Annotated in this window: 22 protein-coding genes and 1 pseudogene; 9 read left to right on the top strand and 14 right to left on the bottom strand. The window is 71.9% G+C overall.

From position 1 onward, the window contains the following. Position 1: 1 nt before the first annotated feature. Positions 2-622, bottom strand: coding sequence for an HAD family hydrolase (locus KZQ38_RS17480; RefSeq protein ID WP_219443163.1), 621 nt, complete (start codon positions 620-622; stop codon positions 2-4). Between the two features lie 52 nt (positions 623-674). On the opposite strand from KZQ38_RS17480, the gene KZQ38_RS17475 reads away from it, so the two are divergent. Further along, on the top strand, positions 675-1,220 hold the full coding sequence (locus KZQ38_RS17475; protein WP_219443162.1) for a TetR/AcrR family transcriptional regulator: 546 nt from the start codon (positions 675-677) through the stop codon (positions 1,218-1,220). Between the two features lie 98 nt (positions 1,221-1,318). Continuing rightward, entirely contained in the window at positions 1,319-2,521 is a 1,203-nt protein-coding gene (locus KZQ38_RS17470; RefSeq protein WP_219443161.1) for an Nramp family divalent metal transporter, read from the top strand. A 25-nt stretch (positions 2,522-2,546) separates the two neighbouring features. Here the strand turns inward: KZQ38_RS17470 and KZQ38_RS37140 are convergent, their stop codons facing one another. Continuing rightward, positions 2,547-3,521: a Gfo/Idh/MocA family protein gene (locus KZQ38_RS37140; protein ID WP_219443160.1), complete on the bottom strand. Its 975-nt coding sequence runs from the start codon at positions 3,519-3,521 to the stop codon at positions 2,547-2,549. A gap of 31 nt (positions 3,522-3,552) precedes the next feature. On the opposite strand from KZQ38_RS37140, the gene KZQ38_RS17460 reads away from it, so the two are divergent. Next, on the top strand, positions 3,553-3,927 hold the full coding sequence (locus KZQ38_RS17460) for a YccF domain-containing protein (RefSeq protein WP_219443159.1): 375 nt from the start codon (positions 3,553-3,555) through the stop codon (positions 3,925-3,927). A 284-nt stretch (positions 3,928-4,211) separates the two neighbouring features. Here KZQ38_RS17460 and KZQ38_RS17455 read toward each other — a convergent pair whose 3' ends face one another. Further along, entirely contained in the window at positions 4,212-5,045 is an 834-nt protein-coding gene (locus KZQ38_RS17455) for a metallophosphoesterase (protein ID WP_308258449.1), read from the bottom strand. Positions 5,046-5,178: 133 nt separating this feature from the next. On the opposite strand from KZQ38_RS17455, the gene KZQ38_RS17450 reads away from it, so the two are divergent. After that, a complete protein-coding gene (locus KZQ38_RS17450; RefSeq protein WP_219443158.1) occupies positions 5,179-5,415 on the top strand; it encodes a hypothetical protein in 237 nt (78 codons plus the stop codon). 331 nt (positions 5,416-5,746) lie between these two features. Here KZQ38_RS17450 and KZQ38_RS17445 read toward each other — a convergent pair whose 3' ends face one another. Next, positions 5,747-6,541: an HAD-IIA family hydrolase gene (locus tag KZQ38_RS17445; RefSeq protein ID WP_219443157.1), complete on the bottom strand. Its 795-nt coding sequence runs from the start codon at positions 6,539-6,541 to the stop codon at positions 5,747-5,749. A gap of 18 nt (positions 6,542-6,559) precedes the next feature. After that, positions 6,560-7,021, bottom strand: a complete 462-nt coding sequence (locus tag KZQ38_RS17440; RefSeq protein WP_219443156.1) for a MarR family winged helix-turn-helix transcriptional regulator — start codon at positions 7,019-7,021, stop codon at positions 6,560-6,562. A gap of 142 nt (positions 7,022-7,163) precedes the next feature. On the opposite strand from KZQ38_RS17440, the gene moaA reads away from it, so the two are divergent. From moaA to KZQ38_RS17425, 3 genes are all read left to right on the top strand, one after another. Continuing rightward, entirely contained in the window at positions 7,164-8,222 is a 1,059-nt protein-coding gene (gene moaA, locus KZQ38_RS17435; protein WP_219443155.1) for a GTP 3',8-cyclase MoaA, read from the top strand. Between the two features lies 1 nt (position 8,223). Then, positions 8,224-8,478 (top strand): MoaD/ThiS family protein, encoded by a 255-nt coding sequence (locus tag KZQ38_RS17430; RefSeq protein ID WP_219443154.1) that lies wholly within the window; start codon positions 8,224-8,226, stop codon positions 8,476-8,478. A 377-nt stretch (positions 8,479-8,855) separates the two neighbouring features. Then, on the top strand, positions 8,856-9,536 hold the full coding sequence (locus KZQ38_RS17425; RefSeq protein WP_219443153.1) for a LysM peptidoglycan-binding domain-containing protein: 681 nt from the start codon (positions 8,856-8,858) through the stop codon (positions 9,534-9,536). Between the two features lie 219 nt (positions 9,537-9,755). On the opposite strand, the pseudogene KZQ38_RS37135 reads toward KZQ38_RS17425, so the two are convergent. The 4 genes and pseudogenes from KZQ38_RS37135 to KZQ38_RS17400 form a co-directional block, all read right to left on the bottom strand. Further along, positions 9,756-10,660 (bottom strand): annotated as a pseudogene (locus tag KZQ38_RS37135) (molybdenum cofactor biosynthesis protein MoaE). Continuing rightward, a complete protein-coding gene (gene moaC, locus KZQ38_RS17410; protein ID WP_219443150.1) occupies positions 10,657-11,130 on the bottom strand; it encodes a cyclic pyranopterin monophosphate synthase MoaC in 474 nt (157 codons plus the stop codon). Before moaC ends, KZQ38_RS37135 begins: the two are co-directional and overlap by 4 nt. 32 nt (positions 11,131-11,162) lie before the next feature. Then, the gene (locus KZQ38_RS17405) at positions 11,163-12,551 is read right to left on the bottom strand and encodes an NAD-dependent malic enzyme (protein WP_219443149.1); all 1,389 of its coding nucleotides are present in this window, start codon (positions 12,549-12,551) and stop codon (positions 11,163-11,165) included. A gap of 180 nt (positions 12,552-12,731) precedes the next feature. Then, positions 12,732-12,917 carry a hypothetical protein gene (locus KZQ38_RS17400; protein WP_219443148.1) on the bottom strand — a complete coding sequence of 62 codons (186 nt, stop codon included), beginning with the start codon at positions 12,915-12,917 and terminating at the stop codon, positions 12,732-12,734. A gap of 84 nt (positions 12,918-13,001) precedes the next feature. Here KZQ38_RS17400 and KZQ38_RS17395 point away from each other — a divergent pair, with 84 nt between their 5' ends. Next, positions 13,002-15,245, top strand: a complete 2,244-nt coding sequence (locus KZQ38_RS17395; protein WP_219443147.1) for a helicase-associated domain-containing protein — start codon at positions 13,002-13,004, stop codon at positions 15,243-15,245. A 133-nt stretch (positions 15,246-15,378) separates the two neighbouring features. Here the strand turns inward: KZQ38_RS17395 and KZQ38_RS17390 are convergent, their stop codons facing one another. From KZQ38_RS17390 to KZQ38_RS17375, 4 genes are read right to left on the bottom strand one after another with little or no spacing between them, the layout of a single operon-like run. Beyond that, entirely contained in the window at positions 15,379-15,984 is a 606-nt protein-coding gene (locus tag KZQ38_RS17390) for a GTP-binding protein (RefSeq protein WP_219443146.1), read from the bottom strand. Beyond that, positions 15,965-16,714: a DUF742 domain-containing protein gene (locus KZQ38_RS17385; protein WP_219443145.1), complete on the bottom strand. Its 750-nt coding sequence runs from the start codon at positions 16,712-16,714 to the stop codon at positions 15,965-15,967. The genes KZQ38_RS17390 and KZQ38_RS17385 overlap by 20 nt, the downstream gene beginning before the upstream one ends. A 31-nt stretch (positions 16,715-16,745) precedes the next feature. Next, complete coding sequence (locus tag KZQ38_RS17380) at positions 16,746-17,165, bottom strand: roadblock/LC7 domain-containing protein (RefSeq protein ID WP_121223425.1); 420 nt, start codon at positions 17,163-17,165, stop codon at positions 16,746-16,748. Continuing rightward, positions 17,162-20,530 (bottom strand): sensor histidine kinase, encoded by a 3,369-nt coding sequence (locus KZQ38_RS17375; RefSeq protein ID WP_257901637.1) that lies wholly within the window; start codon positions 20,528-20,530, stop codon positions 17,162-17,164. The genes KZQ38_RS17380 and KZQ38_RS17375 overlap by 4 nt, the downstream gene beginning before the upstream one ends. A 410-nt stretch (positions 20,531-20,940) precedes the next feature. Between KZQ38_RS17375 and KZQ38_RS17370 the strand changes: the two genes are divergently transcribed. Continuing rightward, entirely contained in the window at positions 20,941-21,918 is a 978-nt protein-coding gene (locus tag KZQ38_RS17370; RefSeq protein WP_219443143.1) for an ABC transporter substrate-binding protein, read from the top strand. Between the two features lie 69 nt (positions 21,919-21,987). Here KZQ38_RS17370 and KZQ38_RS17365 read toward each other — a convergent pair whose 3' ends face one another. Then, complete coding sequence (locus tag KZQ38_RS17365) at positions 21,988-22,818, bottom strand: LppU/SCO3897 family protein (protein ID WP_219443142.1); 831 nt, start codon at positions 22,816-22,818, stop codon at positions 21,988-21,990. Between the last annotated feature and the right edge of the window lie 33 nt (positions 22,819-22,851).

Raw genomic sequence — 22,851 nt, 5'->3', positions numbered from 1 at the left:
CCTACGAGGCCCGGGACGCGGCCCACCCGAGCAGCCACCCGGGGAACTCGGTCAACGACCCGAGGACGACGTCCGCCCCTTCGTCCGCCAACTCCTCCCGCGAACAAGGCCCGGTCACCACCCCGACCGACACCGCACCCGCCGCCTTGGCACCCCGGACATCCCCCACGTGGTCACCCACGTACACGTCCGCGCCCTCGGCACGCAGCGCCTCGGCCTTCCCCGTGGACCACAACTCGCCGAACAACCGGTCCACCTCCCACCCGAACGCGGCCAGGTGCAAAGCGGCGTTGGCCCGGTACTTCCCCGTGACGACAACCGTCCCGCCACCCATTTCCCGCACCACCGCAAGCGATTGCGCCGCACCGGGCAGGGCGACCGTGGCGGGGATGACGACCTCCGGGTACAGCGCGCGGAATCGCGCGATCAGGGCCGGGATCTCCTCCTCGGGCACGCCGAAGTCGCGGTAGGTCATGTCCAGGGGCGGTCCGAGGTTCGCGGCGAAGTGCTCGCCGTCGAGCGCGTAGCCGGATTCCGCGCCCACCGCGTTCATCACGGCGGCCATGCCGGGCCGGGGGTCGATCAACGTCATGTCCAGGTCGAATCCCACGGTCAACGGCACATCCGAACTGTACGTCGCCGGTACAACGCCTCCCTGTGCCAAGCTGGGGGCCGTGACGGACCTCACCCGCACGCTCCTGGAGGCCGCGGCCGAACTCCTCGCCGCACACGGCGTGCGCGGGTTCCGCGTCGCCGACATGGCTTCGCGAGCCGGGGTGAGCAGGCAGTCCGTGTACAACCAGTTCGGCAACAAGGAACGGGTCGTCCACGCCGTCGCCCTGTTCAAGACCGAGGAGTTCCTGGACGGGGTCCGCCAACGGCTCCAGTGCACCGACGCGGTCGAGGGCATCAGCGCCGCGTTGACCTTCGTGTTCCACCTCGCGGTGTCCGACCCGCTGGCGAAATCCCTCTTCACCGGGTCCGACGCGGAAGACCTCTTACCCCTCGTCACCACTCAGGGGCACCCGGTCCTGGCCGCGGCCACCGACGTGTTCGCCGAGCACGTCCAGCTCCACTACCCGTGGCTCCCGGTGGCGTACGCCGACCTGGTGGCCGAGCACGTCGTGCGGTTGGTGATCAGCCACCTGCTGACGCCGTCGCACGACCCGGTGCACGCGATCGTGACCGTCACCAGGGTGCTCTTGTCCGCGTGCCCGTAGGTAAGAACTCACGCCCCCGCAATCGCCTCGCCCCGAGGTAAGCACCGCCACCAAACTCACGCCCCCGCAATCGCCATACTCTGGCAACATCAACGATCGTGACCGTCGTGAGCCGCGTCCGATCAGGTGCCGCGCTGCTCGGCCCGGCCTTCGTCGCCGCCATCGCCTACGTCGACCCGGGCAACGTCGCCACCAACACCGCCGCCGGCGCGCGTTACGGCTACCTCCTGGTCTGGGTGCTGGTGGTGGCGAACGTGATGGCCGGCCTGGTCCAGTACCTCTCCGCGAAACTCGGCCTGGTCACCGGTCGCTCGCTGCCGGAGGCGGTCCGCGACCGCGTCCCGCGGTCGGTGCGGCTCGCGTACTGGGGTCAGGCGGAGGTGGTCGCCATGGCCACCGACCTCGCGGAGGTGATCGGCGGCGCCATCGCGCTGAACCTGCTGTTCGACCTGCCGCTGCTGCTCGGCGGGGTGATCACCGGGGTGGCGTCCACCGTCCTCCTGCTGATCCAGGACAAGCGCGGGCAGAAGCCGTTCGAGCGAGTGATCACCACCCTGCTCGTGGTGATCGCGATCGGGTTCGCCGCCGGTCTGCTCGTCGCGCCGCCCTCCGGGGAGGTCGTGACCGGGCTGGTCCCGCGCTTCGACGGCGCGGAGAGCGTCCTCCTCGCGGCGGGGATGCTGGGCGCGACGGTCATGCCGCACGCCGTCTACCTGCACTCGGCGCTGGCCCGCGACCGGCACGGCCGCGCGCCGCACCTGCTCCGGACGACCCGCGTGGACGTCGTCACGGCCATGGTCCTCGCCGGTGCGGTGAACCTGGCGATGCTGCTGCTCGCGGCGTCCGCGCTCCGGGACGCCCCCGACGTGGAGAGCCTGGAGGGCGTGCACCGGGCGATCGGGTCCGAGCTGGGCGGCGGCATCGCGCTGCTGTTCGCGGTGGGCCTGCTCGCGTCCGGGTTCGCGTCCACGGCCGTCGGCTGCTACTCCGGCGCGGTCGTCCTGGACGGGCTGCTCAACACGCGGGTGCCGCTGCTCACCCGGCGACTCGTCACGCTGGTGCCGGCGCTGGCGATCCTCGTGGTCGGGGTCGACCCGACGTACGCGCTGGTGCTGTCGCAGGTCGTGCTGTCGTTCGGCATCCCGTTCGCGTTGATCCCACTGGTGTGGTTGACCGCGCGGCGGGACGTGATGGGTGAGCACGTGAACCACCGCGCGGTCACCGCGGCGGCGATCCTCGTCGCCGCCGCGGTGATCGCGCTGAACGGGGCGCTGATCTACCTGACCCTCACGGGCTCTTGATGTCGAACAGCCCTCAACAGCCGACCTACTTCGGCACGTCGTCGTAGTTCAGCCCGATCTGCTCCGCGGCGGCGCTGATCGTGCGCTGGATGGCCAGCGACTCGGCCGGGGTCAGCGACGGGCTCTCGGTCTCCCCGGCGCGGATGCGCGCGGAGACCTCCTGCGCCTGGAGGCCGTAGCCCTCGCCGACCTGGTCGTCGTACAGGTACTCCTTGCCGTTCACGACCAGCTTCGGCGGGTTGTACAGCGGCGCGAACAGCTCCGCGCGGCCCGCCGAGCCGATGATGACGACGTTGTTGTCCAGGGTGCTGACCAGGGACGTGGACAGGTGCGCGGAACGGCCGTCCGCGTACCCGAGCAGCAGGTTGACCTCGGCGTCGACGCCGTTGCGGAACGAGCCGTGTGCCACGACCGTGTCCGGCGCGCCCAGGAAGAGGTGGGCGTACTGCACCGGGTACAGCCCGAGGTCGACCAGCGCGCCGCCGCCCTGCTGCCGGTCCCACAGCCGGTGGCCGAGCGCGCCTTCGAGGGCGAAGCCGAAGTGGGAGTGCAGGGACCGCACGTCGCCCAGCTCACCGTCGGCGATGAGCTGCTGGAGCTTGACGACCAGTGGGTTGAACCGGGTCCAGAGGCCCTCCAGCAGGAACAGCCCGCGCTCCCGCGCGAGGTCCACCAGGTCCTGGGTGTCGGCGAGGCTCAGCGTGGCCGGCTTCTCCACCAGCACGTGCTTGCCGCCCTCCAGCGCCGCGCGGGCCACCGCGTGGTGCTGGGGGTGCGACGTGGCGATGTAGACCACGTCGATGTCGGGGTCGGCGATTAACTCTCTGTAGTCGCCATATGCCCTGGGGATCTCGTGTTTGGCCGCGAACGCCTGGGCCTTCTCCAGGGCGCGCGACGAGACCGCCAGCACCTCGATGTCGGGAATCAGACGGAGGTCTCCGGTGACCGTGTCGGCGATGCCGCCGGTGGCCACCACCCCCCAGCGAAGTTTGTTAACCACGGCCGGGAGGGTAGTCCGGCAAGATGGTGGGGTGAGGATTCTCTTGAACCTGATCTGGCTGGTGCTGAGCGGCTTCTGGCTCGCGATCGGCTACGTGTTGACCGGCATCCTGTGCTGCATCCTGATCATCACCATCCCCTGGGGACTCGCCGCGTTCCGCATCGCCAACTACGCTCTGTGGCCGTTCGGGCGGACGGTGGTGGACCGGCCCGGTGCCGGCGCGCCGTCGCTCATCGGCAACGTCATTTGGATCGTCGTGGCGGGGATCTGGCTCGCGATCGGTCATCTGGTCAGCGGGGTCCTGCTGTGCATCACGATCATCGGCATCCCGCTCGGGGTGGCGAACTTCAAGATGATCCCGGTGTCGCTGATGCCGCTGGGCAAGGAGATCGTCCCGCTGCCCTAGCCCAGCCGATACGGAACGTTACCTAACATTTCTGGGTCTCTCGATCCGGGCAAACCCCAAGGCCACCTCGCTCCGACCCCTCCCCGGGCCGCCGACACGCTCCCGGGGCCACTCCGCCGGGGGTTCGTGTTCCCGAAGGGCGACCCCGCACTACGTGAGGTTTCCCGGGGTGCCACAACGCGAGGTTCCTCGGGGGGTGCCACGACGCGAGGGTTCCTCGGGGGCCACAACGCGAGGTTCCCAGGGGTGCCACGAAACGTGGTTCCCCAACGCCGCGAGGCCCCTCACCCGAGGTCCGCTTCGCCCTCGGCCTCTTCGTCCAGCCGCACGACGAGGCACGGCCCACCCGTGTACAACCCGGCGTCCACCGCCAGCACCTTCCCGTCCGCGTACCGCAGCGGCCCGTCGATCTCCGCCGGGGAGACCCCCAACTGGTCCGCGATGACGCTGTGCCCGTGCACCACCTGCGCACCGCCGAGCACCGACAGCAGCTCCGCCGCCACCACACCCCCGTCGTCACCGCGGAACGCGTAGCGGGTCGTCATCTTCCGCCAGCACTCCCACCACGCTTCGAGGTCGTCCCCGGTCAGCACCTCCTGCACGGCGGCGTTGACCTCGTCGATCGTGTCGCCCCACTCCAGGTACGCGAGCGTGTCGGAGTGCATCAGCAGGTGGTCGTCCACCAGGTGCAGCACCGGCCGGGTGGTCAGCCACTCGACGTGCCGGTCGGTCAGCCGGTCCTGGTCGCTGCGCAGGCCGCCGTTGAGCAGCCAGCTCCGGCCGAAGCTGCGCGGCGTGGGCGCGTTCGGCACGTTCTCGTCGCCGAACCGGCGCATACCGAGCAGCAGCACCTCGTGGTTGCCGATGAGCGAGTCGACCCGGCCGTCCGACTGCTCGGCCAGCCCCATGACGAACTCGATGACGCCGACGCCGTCCGGGCCGCGGTCCACGAAGTCGCCGAGGAACCACAGCGCGGCGTCACCACCCGCCCAGTTCCCGCGCTCGTCCACCAGGCCGCGGTCGTGGAGGGCGCGGACGAGTTCGGCGAGGTGCCCGTGCACGTCGCCCACCACGTAGATCTCGTCCGCCTCGGCCACGCCACCACTCGCTCGGTCCACAACTGCGACGATAAGCGACCCCGCCGGGCAGCGCCCGCAAGTGGATCACCGGGTCCGGGGTCCTCCTCCCCCAGCGGGGTGAACTACGCGCCGTGGACGTGACGTGACGACTGCTCGGCACATCATCACGGGCATGAGGGAGCACCTGGAGCGGGTCGCGGTGGTGTTGGACGAGGTGATGGCGGAGGCCGCCGCCACGCTGTCGCCGTGGGAGCAGGTCGAGTGGCTGCGGCTGCACGCCGACCTGCTCGACCGGCTGGGTGCGGCGGCCGGTGGCGGCAGCGCGGTGTCCGGGCGGGGTGAGCTGGTGCGGGACCGGGCGGAGCGGATGGCGGACCTGCTCAACCGGGTGCCCACGGTGGATCGGTGATCCGCCCGCCCCGCCCCAGCCCAGCCCGACCCCGCCTCAGCCCAGCCCGCCTCAGCCCAGCCCGCCTCCAGCCCGCCTCAGCCCAGCCCGCCCCAGCCCGCCCCAGCCAAGCCCGACCCGACCCGCCCCAGCCCAGCCCGGCCCAGCCCGCCCCAGCCAAGCCCGACCCGACCCGCCCCAGCCCAGCCCGGCCCAGCCCGCCCCAGCCAAGCCCGACCCGACCCGCCCCAGCCCAGCCCGGCCCAGCCCGCCCCAGCCCGCCCAACGCAGCCGGCCCCAACGCAGCCGGCCCCAACGCAGCCGGCTCAGCCCAGCCCCAACGCAGCCGGCTTCAGCCCAGCTCGCCGAACGGATCCCGCGAATGCCCCACCAACTCCGCGATCGACTTGACCACCCGCGTCGGCCGGTACGGGTACCGCTCCGCGGTCGACTCGGCCGAGATGCCCGTCAACACCAGGACCGTCCGCAGACCGGCCTCCAACCCCGCGCGCACGTCGGTGTCCATGCGGTCACCGATCATCAGGGTGTTCTCCGAGTGCGCGCCGAGCGCGCGCAGCGCGGACCTCATCATCAGCGGGTTGGGCTTGCCCACGTAGTACGGCTCCCGGCCGGTCGCGCGCTCGATCAACGCGGCGATGGAGCCGGTCGCGGGCAGCGAGCCCTCCCGCGACGGTCCGGTCGCGTCCGGGTTGGTGGCGATGAACTTCGCGCCCTCCTCCACCAGCCGGATCGCCTTGGTGATGGCCGTGAAGCTGTAGGTGCGCGTCTCGCCGAGCACGACGTAGTCGGGTTCGCGGTCGGTCAGCACGTACCCGATCTCGTGCAGCGCCGTGGTCAGCCCGGCCTCGCCGATGACGAACGCGGACCCGCCGGGCCGCTGCGAGTCGAGGAACTTCGCGGTGGCCAGCGCGGAGGTCCAGATCGCCGACTCCGGCACCTCCAGACCGGTGCGGGACAGCCGGGCACGCAGGTCGCGCGGCGTGTAGATGGAGTTGTTGGTCAGCACGAGGAACGGGGTGCCGTTCGCGGTCAGCTCGGCCACGAACTCGCTCGACCCGGGAATGGGGTGCTCCTCGTGCACGAGCACGCCGTCCATGTCCATCAGGTAGTTCCACTGCTCGGCCATGGCCGCAATGCTGCCGGCTCAGCCCTCGACCACGCGCTTCCGGAAGGTCTCGATCATCAACCGCTGGTAGCGCTCGACGACGTCCCTCTCCTGCGCGGTGAACTGCGTCAACACCTCGCGCAGCGTCTCCTGTGCCCCCACGAACAGGTGACCGAACTTGTCCTCCGCGATGGTGACCTCGACCAGCACCTTGCGGCGGTCGTGCGGGTCGCGCACGCGGCGGACGTACCCGGCGCGCTCCAGGCGGTCGATCACGCCGGTGACCGCGCCCGTGGACAGGCCGGACAGCTCGGCGATGCGGCCCGCCGTGACCGGACCCTCGGCCCGCATGGCGAGGTCGAGGCACTTCTCGTCGGTCGGGGAGAGGCCCATCTGCTCCGCCACCCGGCTGTGGAAGAGGATGGTGAGCGCGCTCGTCTCCCTGGCGTAATCGCCGAACCGCTCCAGCTCTTCGGTGGGGACGTCGTGCTCGTGCGTCATGTCAAATAATTTAGCCGCTGAGAGACCCGCTCCCCCACCCGCCGCGCTCGCGGGCCGCGGGTCGGCACGCCCGGACCGGTGCACGGGCGCGCACCGCGCTCGGACCGGTCCGCGGCCTGATCGGCGCACTACCCTGGGATGGGTGACAGCAGTCGAGTTGGGACTACCCGGCGTGCGCGGCACGGCGGTCGATCCGGCCAGGCCGGACTCCCCGCTGCTGACCGACCGCTTCGGTCGGGTGGCGACGGACCTGCGCGTATCGCTGACGGACCGCTGCAACCTGCGGTGCACCTACTGCATGCCCGCCGAGGGCCTGGACTGGCTGCCGAAGCCGGAGGTGCTCACCGACGAGGAGCTGGCGCGGCTGATCGGCATCGCGGTGACCCGCCTCGGCGTCACCGACATCCGGTTCACGGGCGGCGAACCGCTGTTGCGCCCCGGCCTGGTGGACGTGGTGGCGGCGACGGCGGCGCTGGCGCCCCGGCCCCGGATCTCCATGACCACCAACGGCGTGAGCCTCGCCCGGCACGCGCCCGCCCTGGCCGCGGCCGGGCTGGACCGGGTGAACGTCTCGCTGGACACCCTCGACCCGATCCGGTTCCGCACCCTGACCAGGCGTGATCGCCTGGGTGACGTGTTCGACGGCATGGCCGCCGCGCGGGCCGCCGGGCTGACGCCGGTCAAGGTCAACTCGGTGCTCATGCGCGGCGTGAACGAGGACGAGGCCGTGCCGCTGCTCCGGTTCTGCCTGGAGCGGGGCTACCAGCTCCGGTTCATCGAGCAGATGCCGCTGGACCCGCAGCACGGCTGGGACCGGGGCGACATGGTGACCGCGGCGGAGATCCTGGCGGCGCTGCGGTCGGCGTTCGAGCTGACCCCGGAGCCGGGTGAGCGCGGCGGTGCGCCCGCCGAGCGGTGGCTGGTCGACGGCGGCCCGGCGGTCGTGGGCGTGATCGCCTCCGTGACCAGGCCGTTCTGCGCCGCGTGCGACCGGACCCGGCTGACCGCCGACGGCCAGGTGCGCAACTGCCTGTTCAGCCGGACCGAAACGGACCTGCGCGCGCTGCTGCGCGGCGGCGCGTCGGACGAGGAGATCGCCGAGCGCTGGCGCGGCAACGCGTGGGCGAAGGCGGCCGGGCACGGCATCAACGAGGCCGGGTTCCACCAGCCCGACCGGCCGATGAGCGCGATCGGGGGTTGAGGTGGTCCAGCTGACGGTGCGGTACTTCGCCGGCGCGCGGGCGGCGGCCGGTGTGCCGGACGAGCGCGTGGAGCTGGCCGGCGCGCCGACCGTGGCGCACGTGCTGGCCGAGATCGGCGCGCGGCACGGCGGGCGGCTGGACCGCGTGCTCGCCGCGTGCTCCTTCCTGTTGGACGGCGTGGCGGTGCGGGACCGCGCCACGCCGGTGCCGGCGGGCGCGGAGCTGGACGTGCTGCCGCCCTTCGCCGGGGGCTGAGGTCTGTCACTCGGACGTGGAAAGACGCGTGACTCAGACCTCACTTAACGTGATCCATCTCGATAAATCTCGGATTGGAAACAGGACGGTAACGGCGGTCTGACCTGGGAAAACAGGCATCTCGCCAGATCACCCCCAAACGTTACAGTGATGGCCATCACAGGCCAGAACGTTTGGACTCGCGCTCGCGGTTACGTACGGTCGCTTCTCGGTTGGCCCCGACCGACCGAGAGCAACACCGGAATGCCGCACACCGAGCCCTGTCCTGCGGCACCGGACAAACCCCGAGCGAGAGAAATCCGCCGGACAGGGACTGATCGACAACCCGGGATCCCGAGCCCGCGTCGGTCGTGCAGGTGTGGTGGGCAGAGAGGCACATGGCTTCGTACCGAGGCAAGCACCGTCCGACCACCAGCGCCGCCGTCCGCACCGTCGCGAAGGTCGCCGTCGCCGGCGCCATCGTGGGTGCTCCCCTGGGCCTCGCCGCTGGTACCGCCAACGCGCAGGGCTCCGGCGTCAACTGGGACGCCGTCGCCGCCTGTGAGAGCGGCGGCAACTGGGGTACCGCGACCGGCAACGGCTACTACGGCGGTCTCCAGTTCCTGCCCAGCACGTGGCAGGCGAACGGCGGTTCCGGGATGCCCAACCAGGCGTCCCGCGAGGAGCAGATCCGCGTCGCGGAGAACGTCCTGGCGTCCCAGGGCATCGGCGCGTGGCCGGTGTGCGGCCCGAAGGGCCTCGGCGGCGGCTCCGCGCCCGCCCCGCAGCGCACCGCGCCGGTCCAGCAGGAGTACCAGGAGGAGTACCAGGCGCCCGCGCCGCAGCAGCAGGCCCCGGTGTCCGCGCCGGTGCAGCAGCAGCCGGTCGCGCCGGTCGTCGTGGCGCTGCCGAGCGACAACCCGGCCGGCGACTACGAGATCAAGGAGGGCGACACGCTCTCCAAGATCGCCGATGAGCTGAAGGTCGAGGGCGGCTGGCAGCAGCTGCACGAGCTGAACAAGGAGTTCATCCCGAACCCCGACCTGATCATGGTGGGTCACAAGATCGCCACCAAGTGATCTAGCAGACCAGAGGCCCCGCCGTTCCCCCCACGGCGGGGCCTCTCCGCTTCTTCTTTTCTCGGCCAAACGAGCGCCGGACAGCCACCCATCGGCAGTCCCTCCGGCGACCAGCCACCCATCGGCGGTCCCCGGCCACCCACCGGCGGTCCCCGACCAACCACCGGCGGTCCCCGACCAACCACCGGCATCCCCGGCCACCCATAGGCAGTCCCCCGACTACGGGCAGTTGACCCACTCGTCGGTGCCATCGGCGAACACCTGCCGCTTCCACACCGGGAGACGGCGCTTCACCTCGTCCACCAACTCCGAGCACAACGCGAACGCCTCCGCCCGGTGCTCCGCCGACACGGCGACCGCCAGCGCGACGTCCCCGATCGCGAGCTGCCCCACCCGGTGCGACACGGCGACCGCCCGCACCCCCGAGAACTTCCCGACGACGTCCGCCACGACCTCCGCCACCACGTCGGCGGCGGTGGGGTGACCGGCGTACTCCAACTCCCGCACGACCCGCCCGTGGTCGTGGTCGCGCACCACGCCGGCGAACGTCACCACCGCCCCCGCGCCGGCGTTCGCCACGAGGGCGGCGTGCTCCTCCACCGACAGCGGCTCCTCGCTGACGGTCGCGCGCAGGACCTCGGTCATGCGTGGTCACCTCCGGCCAACTGGTCCACGGCGTGCTCCAGCACGGTGCCGAGCACCTCCAACCCGTCACGCACGCCACCCGTGGAGCCGGGCAGGTTCACGACGAACGTCCGCCCCGCCACCCCGGCGACACCACGCGACAGCACGGCGGTCGGCACGCGGGGCCACCCGGCCGCGCGGACGACGTCCGCGACACCGGGCACCTCGTAGTCCAGGACGGCACGCGTGGCCTCGGGGGTGCGGTCCGTGGGGCTGATCCCGGTCCCGCCGGTGGTGAGCACCACCGCGGCCCCGGCGGCCACCGCCGCGCGCAACGCCTCCGCGACCGGTTCGCCGTCGGGCACCACCACGGCCTCGTCCACCGCGTACCCGCGCGACCGCAGCCAGTCCACGATGATCGGCCCGCCGCGGTCCGCGTAGACGCCCGCCGCGGCCCGGTTGGACGCGGTGATCACCACCGCCCGCCGCCCGGCCGTCACGGGCGGACCCACAGACCGGTCTTGCCGCCCTCCTTGCGCTCCACGCGCACGGCGTCGAGCGTGGCGGCCGGGTCGACCGCCTTGACCATGTCGTGCAACGCCAGACCCGCCACCGTGACGGCGGTCAGCGCCTCCATCTCCACCCCGGTCCGGTCGGTGGTGCGCACGGTGGCCGTGATCCGCACCTCCTCCTCGCCGACCGCCAGGTCCACCGCGATCCCGGACAACGCGATCGGGTGGCACAGCGGCACCAGCTCCCAGGTGCGCTTGGCGGCCATGATCCCGGCTATCCGGGCGGTGGCGAGCGCGTCGCCCTTCGGCAGGCCGTCGCCGCGGAGGAGGCGGACCACCTCGGCCGTGGTCCGCAACACCCCGCTCGCCACGGCCGTGCGGCTGGTCTGCTCCTTGGCGGACACGTCGACCATGTGCGCCGCGCCGCTCCCATCGAGGTGGGTGAAACCCTTGCCCATGCGCTCGATGCTAGGCCGCGCGGAGTTCCCCGCTAGACCTGCTCGGCGGCGGCCTTGCGGACGGCTTCCGCCACGGCGGGCGCGACGGACGTGTCGAACACGCTGGGCACGATGAACGAGGCGTTCAGCTTCTCCCCGTCCACCACGTCGGCGACGGCGTTGGCGGCGGCGAGGAGCATCGCGTCGGTGATGGTCCGCGCGTGCGCGTCGAGCAGCCCCCGGAACACGCCGGGGAACGCCAGCACGTTGTTGATCTGGTTGGGGAAGTCGGACCGGCCGGTGGCGACGACGGCGGCGTGCTTCTGGGCCTCCATCGGGTCGATCTCGGGGTCCGGGTTGGCCAGCGCGAACACGATGGCGTCCGAGTTCATGGTGGCGACCTGCTCGGCGCCGAACAGGTTCGGCGCGGAGACGCCGATGAACACGTCCGCGCCGACCAGCGCGTCGTGCAGGCGACCGGACGCGTTGCCCTTGTTGGTGACCGCCGCGATGGACTTCAGGTTGTCGTCCATGCCCTCCCGGTCGCGGTGCACGATGCCGTCCACGTCGACCGCGACCACGTCACCGGGTTCCTGCTTGAGCAGCAGCCGGATGATCGCCGAACCGGCCGCGCCGACGCCGCACACCACGACCTTGCAGTCGGAGATCTTCTTGCCGACCACCCGCAGCGCGTTGCGCAGCGCGCCGACCACCACGATCGCGGTGCCGTGCTGGTCGTCGTGGAACACCGGGATGTCCAGCTTCTCCCGCAGCCGGGCCTCGATCTCGAAGCAGCGCGGCGCGGCGATGTCCTCCAGGTTGATGCCGCCGTAGACGGGCGCGATCAGCTCGACGGCGCGGATGATCTCCTCGGTGTCCTGGGTGTCCAGGCACACCGGCCACGCGTCGACGCCCGCGAACTTCTTGAACAGGGCCGCCTTGCCCTCCATGACGGGCAGCGCGGCGGCGGGCCCGAGGTTGCCCAGGCCGAGCACCGCGGAGCCGTCGGTGACGACGGCCACGGTGTTGCGCTTGATGGTGAGGCGGCGGGCGTCGTCGGGGTTCTCGGCGATGGCCTGGCAGACCCGCGCGACGCCGGGCGTGTAGGCGCGGGACAGGTCGTCGCGGTTGCGCAGCGGCACCTTGGACGAGATCTCGATCTTGCCGCCGAGGTGGACCAGGAACGTCCGGTCGGACACCTTGCGGACCACGATGCCGGGCAGCAGGCCCAGCGTGTCGGTGATGTCCTTGGCGTGGTTGGCCGACAGCGCGTTGCAGGTGAGGTCGATGATGACCCGGTCGTTGTGCGACTCGACGACGTCGAACGCCGTGATGACACCACCGGCGCGGCCCACCGCCGAGGTGAGGTCGCCCGCGGCGCTCGCCGACGGTGGCGCCTCCAGGCGGACGGTGATGGAATACCCAGGGCCGGGGACCGGCATCGAATCCTCCCAGGACTTACTGCTCCAGCGGGGTACCGAGCCTAGACCGCGCCCGTAGGCGGAACGCGGGCGGCTCGCCCTGGTCGCAGCAAGCCTTCCGGGTGAGAGTCGTCTCCCCCGAAAGGTCTCCGCACGCGAGCCGCCCCGTCACTGCACGACGGGGCGGCGGGAAATCGCGGATCAGCGGTTGATCTCGGTCACCGGGTGGTGGTAGCCCAGCTCGTCGGCGGGCAGCGGGAACACGGTCCGGCCGAAGGGGGACAACGCACCCTGCAGGTCGCTGGCGAGTTCGCTGACCGCGTGCTTGTCGTTCCCGGCCGGCTCGGGCCAGTGCGGGTCGATGCGCTCGGGGCGGGCCTTGGCCACGATTCCTCCTCGGTGGTGCTGCACGTCGGGGACAAGTGTGCCTCACCGCGTCCGCGCCGCGCGCGGCCCTATACCGTGGTGGGGATGTCCGGCACCACACTCGCCGAGTGGCTGCGCGCGCAGGACGACACCGCGCTCGTGGCGCTGCTGCGCGCGCGCCCCGACCTGGCCACCCCACCACCCGCCGACACGGTGGTGCTCGCCACCCGCGTCGGGTCGCGGGCGTCCGTGGCGCGGGCGTGCGAAGACCTCGACACGCTCGCCCTCACCGTGCTGGAAGCCCTGCTGGTGCTGGACGCCGACCAGCGGCCGGCGCGGTTCGCGGACCTGGCCGCCCTGTTCGACGTGGACGTCCGCCCCGCGGTCGACCTGCTGCGCGCCCGCGCCCTGGTGTGGGGCGACGACGAGGCGATGAGCACGCCGCCCGCCACGCGGGACGCGGTGCACCCGTTCCCGTGCGGCCTCGGCCGGTCGGTGCCCGCCCTGGCCGGCGCGGACCTGGCCGACCTCGGCGACGACGAGCGGCGCGTGCTGGACGCGCTCGCCGCGGGACCGCCGATCGGGCAGACGAAGGACGCGGCGCACGTGGTCTCGCTCGCGAACGCCCGCACCCCGATCCAGAAGCTGCTGGCCCGCGGCCTGCTGGTGCGGCGCGACGCGCACACCGTCGAGCTGCCGCGTGAGATCGGTCTCGTCGTGCGCGGCGACCGGCCGCTGGGCGACGTGCACGCCACCGAGCCGCCGCTGGCGACCACGGACCGCGACCCGCTGACCGTGGACAGCACCGGCGGCGGTGCGGCGCTGGAGCTGTCGCGGCACGTGGAGGGCCTGCTCGCGGCGTGGTCCGAGGAGCCGCCCGCGGTGCTGCGCTCCGGCGGTGTCGGCGTGCGGGACCTGCGCAAGCTCGCGAAGGACCTGGCGGTGGACGAGAGCCGGGCCGCACTGCTGGTGGAGCTGGTGGTGAACGCCGGGCTGGTCGTGGACACCGAGGGCGCGGAACCGGAGTGGGCGCCGACCACGCAGGCCGACTCGTGGCTGACCGCCGCGCCCGAGCACCGGTGGGCGACGCTGGCGCAGGCGTGGCTGGACCTGCCGCGGCTGCCCGGCCTGATCGGGCGGCGCGACGACCGCGACCGCCTGCTCAACCCGCTCGCGCCGGAGCTGAACCGGCCGGCCGCGCCCCGTGACCGCCGGCGCGTGCTGGACGCCCTGGCCGCGTTGCCGCCGGGCACCGGCGCGCCGGACGTGGACGGGTTGGCGGCGGTGCTGGCGTGGCGCGCGCCCCGGCGTGGCGGGAAGCTGCGTGACGAGCTGGTGCGGTGGACCGTCGAGGAGGGCACGGCGGTGGGCGTGGTGGCGTTGCACGCGTTGACCGCGCAGGGCCGCACGCTGCTCGGCGAGGGACCGGGTCCGGCGGCGAAGCGGCTCGGCGACGCGCTGCCCGCGCCGGTGGACCACGTGCTGGTGCAGGCCGACCTGACGGTGGTCGCGCCGGGTCGACTGGAACCCGAGCTGGCGGAGGAGATCGCGCTCGTCGCGGACGTCGAGTCGGCGGGCGGCGCGACCGTGTACCGGGTGCACGAGGGCTCGGTGCGGCGGGCGTTCGACGCCGGGCGGACGGCGGCCGACCTGCACGAGCTGTTCCGGTCCAGGTCGCGCACGCCGGTGCCGCAGTCGCTGACCTACCTCGTCGACGACGCGGCCCGCAAGCACGGCAGGTTGCGCGGCGGCGCCGCGGGTTCGTTCCTGCGCTGCGACGACCCGGTCCTGGTGACCGAGGTCGCCGCGCACCCGGCGGCGGAGCGGCTGGAGCTGCGCAAGATCGCGCCGACCGTGCTGGTGAGCCCGTACCCGTTGGCCGAGGTGCTGGACGGGTTGCGCGCGGCGGGTTTCGCACCGGCCGCCGAGGGGCCCGACGGGCGGGTGCTGGACCTGCGGCCCGCGGGCAGGCGCGTGCCGAGCCGGGGCAGGCGGCGTTCGCCCGCACCCACCCCGCCGTCGGCGGAGCAGCTGGCCGAGCTGGTGCGGCTGGTCCGGGCGGGCGACCAGGCGGCGGCCACGACGGGTGGCGCGCGGGTGTCGGTGCCGGGCAACCTGGGCGCGGGCCCGTCCGCGACGCTCGCCCTGCTCCAGCAGGCGGCACGCGAGGGTCGCGGCGTGCTGGTCGACTTCGTGGACGGCCACGGCACGGCCGCGCGGCGGGTGATCAAGCCGCAGGTCGTCGGCGGCGGTGTGCTGGAGGGCGTGGACGTCAGCTACGGCGAGGTGCGCCGGTTCCCGCTGCACCGCATCACGTCGGCCGCGCTGGTCGAGGAGGACCCGGCGTAACCCGCACCGCTCGACCGACCCACCACGCACTCCCCCGGCCCGACGCACCCATCGTCACGCCGATCCCCCGTTGCGCGGACGCGCCGAAGGGGCGACCCCCGCCCGGGAGCCGCCCCTGGTGGTCCGGGCGGGTTCAGCCCGCGCGCACCGACATCCACTGGCGCATGGAGTGCTCCACCAGCGTGATCAGCGTCTGCTTGGTCGACTGCCGGTTGCGCGCGTCGCACGTCACGATCGGCACCGACTGGTCGATCGTCAACGCCTCCCGCACGTCCTCGATGCGGTGGTGCAGCAGGCCGTCGAAGCAGTTCACGCCGACGACGTAGGGCAGCTGGCGGTCGTCGAAGAAGTCGATCGACGCGAACGCGTCGGCCAACCGCCGGGTGTCCACCAGCACGATCGCGCCGATCGCGCCTTTGACCAGGTCGTCCCACATGAACCAGAACCGGTGCTGCCCCGGGGTGCCGAACAGGTACAGGATCAGGTCCTGGTCCAGCGACACCCGGCCGAAGTCCATGGCCACCGTGGTGGTGACCTTGTTCGGCGTCGCCGAGAGGTCGTCCACGCCGGCACTGGCCTCGGTCATCACCGCCTCGGTGGTCAGCGGAACGATCTCCGACACGGAGCCGACAAACGTCGTCTTGCCCACGCCGAAACCACCAGCCACCACGATCTTCGCGGAGGTCGTCGGCTTACGAGCGCCTTCAGCCGCGTTGGGGCTAGAGCCTGCGAAGCCCACTGAGCACCCTCTCAAGGAATTCAATGGAAGGCCGGTCCCCCACGACCAAGCCGCCCTGGTGAATCAAAACCAAACCCATGCTCGCCATGTCGCCGATCAACACGCGCACGACGCCCAACGGCAACCGCAGGTGCGCCGCCACCTCCGCCACCGACCGGGTGTCGGTGCACAGACCGCAGATGGACCGGTGCTCCGGCAGCACCGCCGCGTCCCGTTCCAGGCCACGTTCGCTGGTGGACACCAGCGCCTCGATGGCGAGGTCGTAGTCGGGCCGGGTGCGGCCACCGGTCCTGGTGTACGGGCGGACCAGCGAGCCCGACTCGGCCGCGGGGTTCTCCTCGCGCCGCACGACCGGCTGCGGGCCGGTCGTGTAGGGCAGCTGCTCCGGAACGCTGTCGGGCAGACCGTGGGCACCGAACAGGTCGGCGCCCGGACCCCCGAACAGCCCGCTGCCGTACCCGTCGATGTCGAACCGGTTGGGGACGTCGTCGTAGTCGTACGACGAGTCGTCAACCTCACGCTGAGACATATCGCCTTGCCCCTGCCCTGTGCCTTCGACCCGTGGAGGTTCGGCCGCCCGACCGGTCCACGAGTTGGGTGCGTCCTCGGCTTCCTCTTCCGCTGAGGGGTCGGCATCCGGCTCCGCGAATCGGAAACCGCCGACCGCCCACTCCTGGTAGTTGAAGTTCCTACCGAAGCGGCGGGCGCCGGCGCCAGATCGTTCAGCCATTTACCGCTCACCCCCACGATCTCATGAGGATCTACCGCCGAACCACGCCCTGGAGCTGCGCGCGCAGCTCCGGGGTGAGCTGCTGGCCGACGCGCTCGACCAGCAGGGTCATCTCGTAGGCCACGAGGCCGATGTCGCAGTTCGGGGCCGCGAGCACCGCGAGGCACGACCCGTCGCTGATCGACATGAGGAACAGGTAGCCCCGTTCCATCTCGACCACGGTCTGGTTCACGCTGCCCGCCTCGAAGCACCGAGCCGCGCCCGCCGTGAGGCTGACCAGACCGGAAGCCACGGCGGAGAGCTGCTCCGCGCGGTCGCGGGGCAGGCCCTGCGAACCGGCGAGCAGCAGCCCGTCCGCCGACACCACGACGGAATGGGCCACACCGGGAACCCGGCGCACGAAGTCGGTGATAAGCCAACCAAAGCTGCCTGGCTGAGCTGCGGTCGTCACTCCTGCTCCTCGTCTTGCCGGCTCGACATGTCACCAGCGTAAGCGTCGATCAACGCGTGTCGCCCTCGACGGACGCCCTGCTGAAGACTCGACATGCGTCCACGGATCGCGTCAGCCGATCGTGGTGGCAGCGGGGGCCGCTGCGGTTGCCGCTCCGCCGCCTGCGGCTTGGGAGCGGCTGATCCCGGCACAAGCTGAGCCTTGGGCACCCGCTTGGGCAACCCCGCCTGTGTCGTGGTCTCTGGGGCCTTGCTCAGCAACGCCTGCGCGGCCTGCCAACCCTCGTCGGCGGGCGACTGCCACGCCGATTCGGCGTCCTGCTCGGCGAACGCGGGCGTCGCGCGGGTTTCCGCGGGCGGGGCTTCCGCCGCGTGACCGCCCTCGGCGAAGTCCGACGCGCCGAAGTCCGGTGCGGCGAAGTCGTGCCTGGCGGAGTCCTGCCCGGTGCGGTCGTGCGCCACCGGCTCGGACTCGGGCTCGGTCACGCGGGGCACCTCCACAGCGCGCTTGGGCAGGTTGTCGGGCGAACCGGGCTGCCGCTTGGGCAGGCCGCCACCGGTGAACGCGCGGCCCTGGTCGACCTCGCGCGGCGCGACGACCGGCGCCGCCGCGTCGGCCGGGGCGGGCGTCGGCTCGACGGGTTCCTCCGCCGGCTCGGGCCGCGGCGCGGGCGGCACGTCCTGGGCGGTCGCCGCGGACGTCTCGCTGCCGACCGCCTGGAACCACTGGGAGAGCACGGCTTCGTAGATCGGCAGCCGCTCGGTCGGCGCGTCCAGGTCGTGCTCGGCCCTGGCGGGCCGGGCCTTGGCCGGCTCGACGTCGGCAGGCTCGGTGTCGGCGGGCTCGGCTTCGTGTGGCGTGAAACCGTTGCGGCGCACGGGTTCGGGCTCCTCGACCGGCGCCGCGTCGACGAACGGGCCGCCTGCCGCGGTCGGGTGGTCGATCGCGGGCGCGAACTGGGTCGTCTCGAAGCCGTGGCCGTCCGGGTCGTCCTCGTCCCGGCGGTCCTCGTAGGCGGTGAACAGGGTCGGCTCGCCGAACGTGCCGGACGGCTCGTGCTCGACGTCCCGCGCGGTCATGTCGTCGCCGAGCGGCAGCCACGGCTGGGACACCTCGCCGGAGGTCTCCGCCGGCGTCTCGCCGAACGTCGGCAGCGCCGCCGCGTCCTGCTCGCCCTCGCCGCGCACGAAGCTCACCGGGAACGCGGGTTCCTCGTCCAGGCGCGGCATGGAGCCGGTGAACGCGCCCGCGATGCCGCTGGCCCGCTCCGCCGGGTTCTGCGCGGGCGGGTAGGTGGCGGCCGGCGTGCCGAACACGGACTCCTGCGGCGCGCCGAGCGGCGAGCCCGCCGCGGTGGGCGCCGCGACCAGGGCCTCGGGCACCACGACGAGCGCGGTGGTGCCGCCCTCGATGTCCTCGTTGGCGCGCAACCGGACCTTGATGTCGTGCCGCTTCGCCAGCCGCGCCACCACGTACAGGCCCATCCGGCGGGACACCGCGACGTCCACGTCCGGCGGGTCGGCGAGGCGTTCGTTGGCGTCGGCGATCTCCTGCTCCGCCATGCCCACGCCGCGGTCCTGGATCTCGATCGCCAGTTCGCCGTGACGGGTGCGCGCGGTGCGCACGGTGACCTTGGTGACCGGGTCGGAGAACGCGGTCGCGTTGTCCAGCAGCTCCGCGATGAGGTGCACGAGGTCGTTGACCGCGCGGCCCTGGACGGTCAGCTCCGGGGTCTGGCCGACCTGCACGCGGGCGTACTGCTCGACCTCGGACACGGCCGCGCCGAGCACCTCCGCCGCGGGCACCGGTCGGGTGAGCCGCCGCGACAGGTCGGTGCCGGAGAGGACCAGCAGGTTCTCCGAGTTGCGGCGCATCCGGGTCGCGAGGTGGTCCAGCTCGAACAGCGAGGCGAGCTGGTCCGGGTCCTGCTCGTCCTGCTCCAGCCGGTCGATCAGGTTGAGCTGGCGCTCCACCAGCGCCTGCGAGCGGCGGGAGAGGTTGACGAACATCGAGTTGACGTTGTCGCGCAGCAGCGCCTGCTCGGCGGCCAGCCGGACCGCTTCGCCGTGCACGGCGTCGAACGCCCGCGCGACCTGGCCGACCTCCTCCTTGGTGGTGATCGGCACCGGCTCGATGGCGGTCTTCGCCGCCTCCTGCGGGTTGGGGTCGACCAGGATGCGGCTGACCGCGTCCGGCAGACCGTGGTCCGCGACCTCCAGGGCGGTGCGGCGCAGCGTGCGCAGCGGGTTGAGGATCGAGCGGGCCACGAACAACGCCATCACCATGGCGAGCAGCAGCGCGCCGAGCACGATGCCGGAGTCGCGCAGCGCGGCGGTGCGCGCCTCGCCGGTCAGCTCGTCGGTGCGGTTCTGGAGCTGCTCCAGCAGCAGGTTCTCCACGTCCCGGGTGAGGTTCACGGTCAGCGTGGACGCGATGTCCCACTTCTCCGGGCGCAGCGTCGACAGGCTCTTGTCCTCGGTGGCGAGGTTGAGCGCCGACTCCTGCATGTCGTTCGCGGTGTCGACGATCAGGCCGGTGACCATGTCGTCGTAGATCTTGGCCTGGTCGGGCGTCGCCGACTTGCGGAAGTCGTTGCGCGCCGCGTCCAGCTCGGCGTTGGCGGCCAGCAGCGCGCGTTCCTGGCCGGGGCCGAAACCACCGCGCTGGAAGACGTCGAGCATGATGCCGCGCTTGCGGGACTCCTGCTCCTTGATGCGGGACATGGCGTTGGTCGCCAGGTGCAGCCGCACCAGCTCGGGGTGGTTGATGCCGGCGATGGCCTGCTCGCCGAGGTCGAGGAGGTTCTCCACGGACTCGGAGTAGGTGCGCAGCACGGCGTCGGACGGGTACGCGGTGTCCCGGACGGCGTTGCGGAGGCTGTTGAGCCGGTTGAGCTGGTCGGCGGCGCGGCGGAACCGGGTGACGGCCTCGTCGCCCAGGTCGCCGCTCAGCTCGGAGATCTTGGTGTTCAGCGCGTCGGTCATGTCGTTGACGCGACGCAGCTGGCGGTCGAGGACCACGCGGTCCACGGTCTTGCCGGACGCCACGTAGCTCGTGCTCAGGTCGCGCTCGCGCTGCAACTGCTGCACGAGGTCCGCGACCGCGGCCTCCACCTGGATCTGGTTCGCGAGGCGGTTGAACTCGGTCGCGTCGTCGAGGTCCGACTGCACCCGGAGGCCGCCCAGCGCGAGCGCGGCCAGCGTCGGGATCAGCAGCACGGCCGCCAACTTGGTCGGCAGCCGCCAGTTTCGCAGCCGCCACGGCGCGGTACCCGCGCTTTGCCGCGCGCGCACGTCGGTGGTCGGCCCGCCGCCCGTTGACTCGGTCACAGTTCCATCACGCAGCGCAGCCAGTCCGTCACCCATTTCGGGGCTCTCTGAGCGCGGTGGAATCCCCACGCCTGACTGGCTGGGACCTCTCTCTCGACGGGCCACCCTGGGCTTCCTCTTCCGGCAGCAGTGTTCCCCGGCCTCTCCCCCGGACCGAAGCATGGGACTCTCGAATTCGGGCCGAATTGCAGCACAGGGACGGTCGCGCCGGCTAGGCACCCCACCCCCGCACGGGAAGGCACGGGGGTCCGGTCGGCCCTAGTGCCACCCGGCCGGCAGCGTAGTGCCGCACCCCCGTCCCGGGGAAGACTCTGGAAGCACTCACCGTATCGGCCAGGGCTGTCGTTTCACACCTCCGGGTGGTTACCATCCCCGCATCGACAACTGGGTCGAAAATTCGGTTGATCAAATAGACCCCTCAAGAGGTCATCGCGGCGAGAGGTGACATGCCAACCCCAGCGCGTGTTCTGCGACGTGCGGCAGCGTTGTTCGCGTGTGCCGCGACCTTGACGGCGTGCGGCCTCCTGCCGGGCACCGACGGCAACGAGCGTCCCGAGTTGGAGCGCAACACGCTGCGCATCGGGATCATGCCCGTGGTCGACGTGGCACCGCTGCGACTCGCCACCAACGAGAAGCTGTTCGAGAAGGCCGGCCTGTCCGTGCAGCTGGTGACGTTGAACAGCGAGGCCGAGGGCATCAAGCAGCTCGACACGACGCTGGACGTCACGTGGGCGAGCCACGTGAACCTGTTCCGCGCCGTCGCCGAGGGGACCAAGCTCCAGCTCCAGGGCGAGGCGTACCAGGCGGGCGCGAACACGATGGCGCTGGTCACGACCAATCCCGAGTACGACAGCCCGGCGAAGGTGGCCGCGCCGCGGATCGCCGTGAACAGCGAGACCGACGTCGGCGCGCTGACCACCAAGGCCGTGCTGGACACCGCGGGCGTGGAGAAGCAGCGGATCACGTTGAAGACCATGCCGTTCGAGCAGATGGTGACGGCGATGGAGGAGAAGCAGGTCGACGCGGCCTGGATGACCGAGCCGTTCATCACCAAGGCGCAGCGCGACGTCGGCGCGCGGATCGTGACGGACACGGCTGTCGGGCCCACCAAGGACTTCCCGGTGTCCGGGTACGCGTCGAGCCTGAAGTTCGCCGAGGCCAACCCCAAGGCGCTGGCCCTGTTCCGCCAGGTGTTGCGGGACGCGCAGCAGCTCGCGACGAACAACAAGCTGACCGTGCAGGACGCGTTGACCGGTTACGTGGACGTCGACCAGCAGACGGCGGCCCTGGTGTCCGTGGGGACGTTCCCGTTGTCGCTCAACCCGATCCGGCTCCAGCGGGTCGCCGACATGATGGACACCGAGGACGTGTTGCCGGGTCGGTTGGACGTGCAGGCCCTGCTGCCGCCGGGCACCACGAACTAGCGCCGCGCGATCAGGCGGTCGCTCTTTGTAGGGGGCCTTCCGCGGTGATCGCGGAAGGCCCCGGTTTTGCTATTCGTTCTCGGCCATGCAGATCGTGGTAGCGGGCTGTGAGTAAACGAACACGGTCTCGCCGCGTTGGCACGCGTTCTCGTCCTGCGTGCTGGCGACCTTGGTCACCTTGTGCGTGGCCCGGGAATCGCAGGTCACCTTGGTGGTTTTGCCCGCGACAATCGTCCCCTCCTGCTTGAAGCAGTCGCCCTCGCGGGCGTTGAAGACCAGGCAGAGCTTGAAGCCGTTGCTGCGCCGGCCGCCGCGGTCGCTGTACTCGGAGTAGTCCCCCGCCGGGCACGAGTCACGACTGCTGTCGAGGTTGACCGCCACCTTGAACGCCGCCTCGGGCGAGTTGCAGTCGATCGTGTCGACGTCCGCGTTGGAGGCGCTGACCGAGTTGACCTTGATGCAATCGCCCGCCTCCGCCCGTCCCGGGCTGCCGATGCCCGCGATGAAGCCGACCACGACGATGCCGACGATGCCCAGGGCGACGGCCCCGATCAACGCCTTGGCCTTGTTCGACGTGCCGCTCTTGGGCGGGGGCGGGAAGTTCTGCTGCCCGGCGGGGAATCCGAGGGGCGGCCCGGTGAACGCGGGTTGACCGACCGGCGGCGGCTGCTGCTCCCACCCGGGCTGCCCGCCCGGGTACTGCGCCCCGCCCGGCTGACCGCCCGGGTACTGGGCCCCGCCGACCTGCTGCCCCCACGCCGGTGGCTGTGCGGCCTGCTGTTCCCAGCCGGGCATCGGCGGCGGGGCTTGTTGGGGTTGCTGTCCCCAGCCCTGCGGCGGGGGCGGCGGGTAGCCACCTGGTGGCGGGCCGTAGGGGGGCGGGTTCGGTGGCGTGGTCACGCGGCGTTCCTCTCGGGTCGGACGAGCGGAACG

This window comes from Saccharothrix obliqua, from assembly GCF_019375475.1.
In the GTDB taxonomy this organism is placed as follows: Bacteria; Actinomycetota; Actinomycetes; order Mycobacteriales; family Pseudonocardiaceae; genus Actinosynnema; species Actinosynnema obliqua.
Note: the sequence above shows the minus strand (reverse complement) of the source record. Positions and strands in the feature narration are given on the sequence as shown.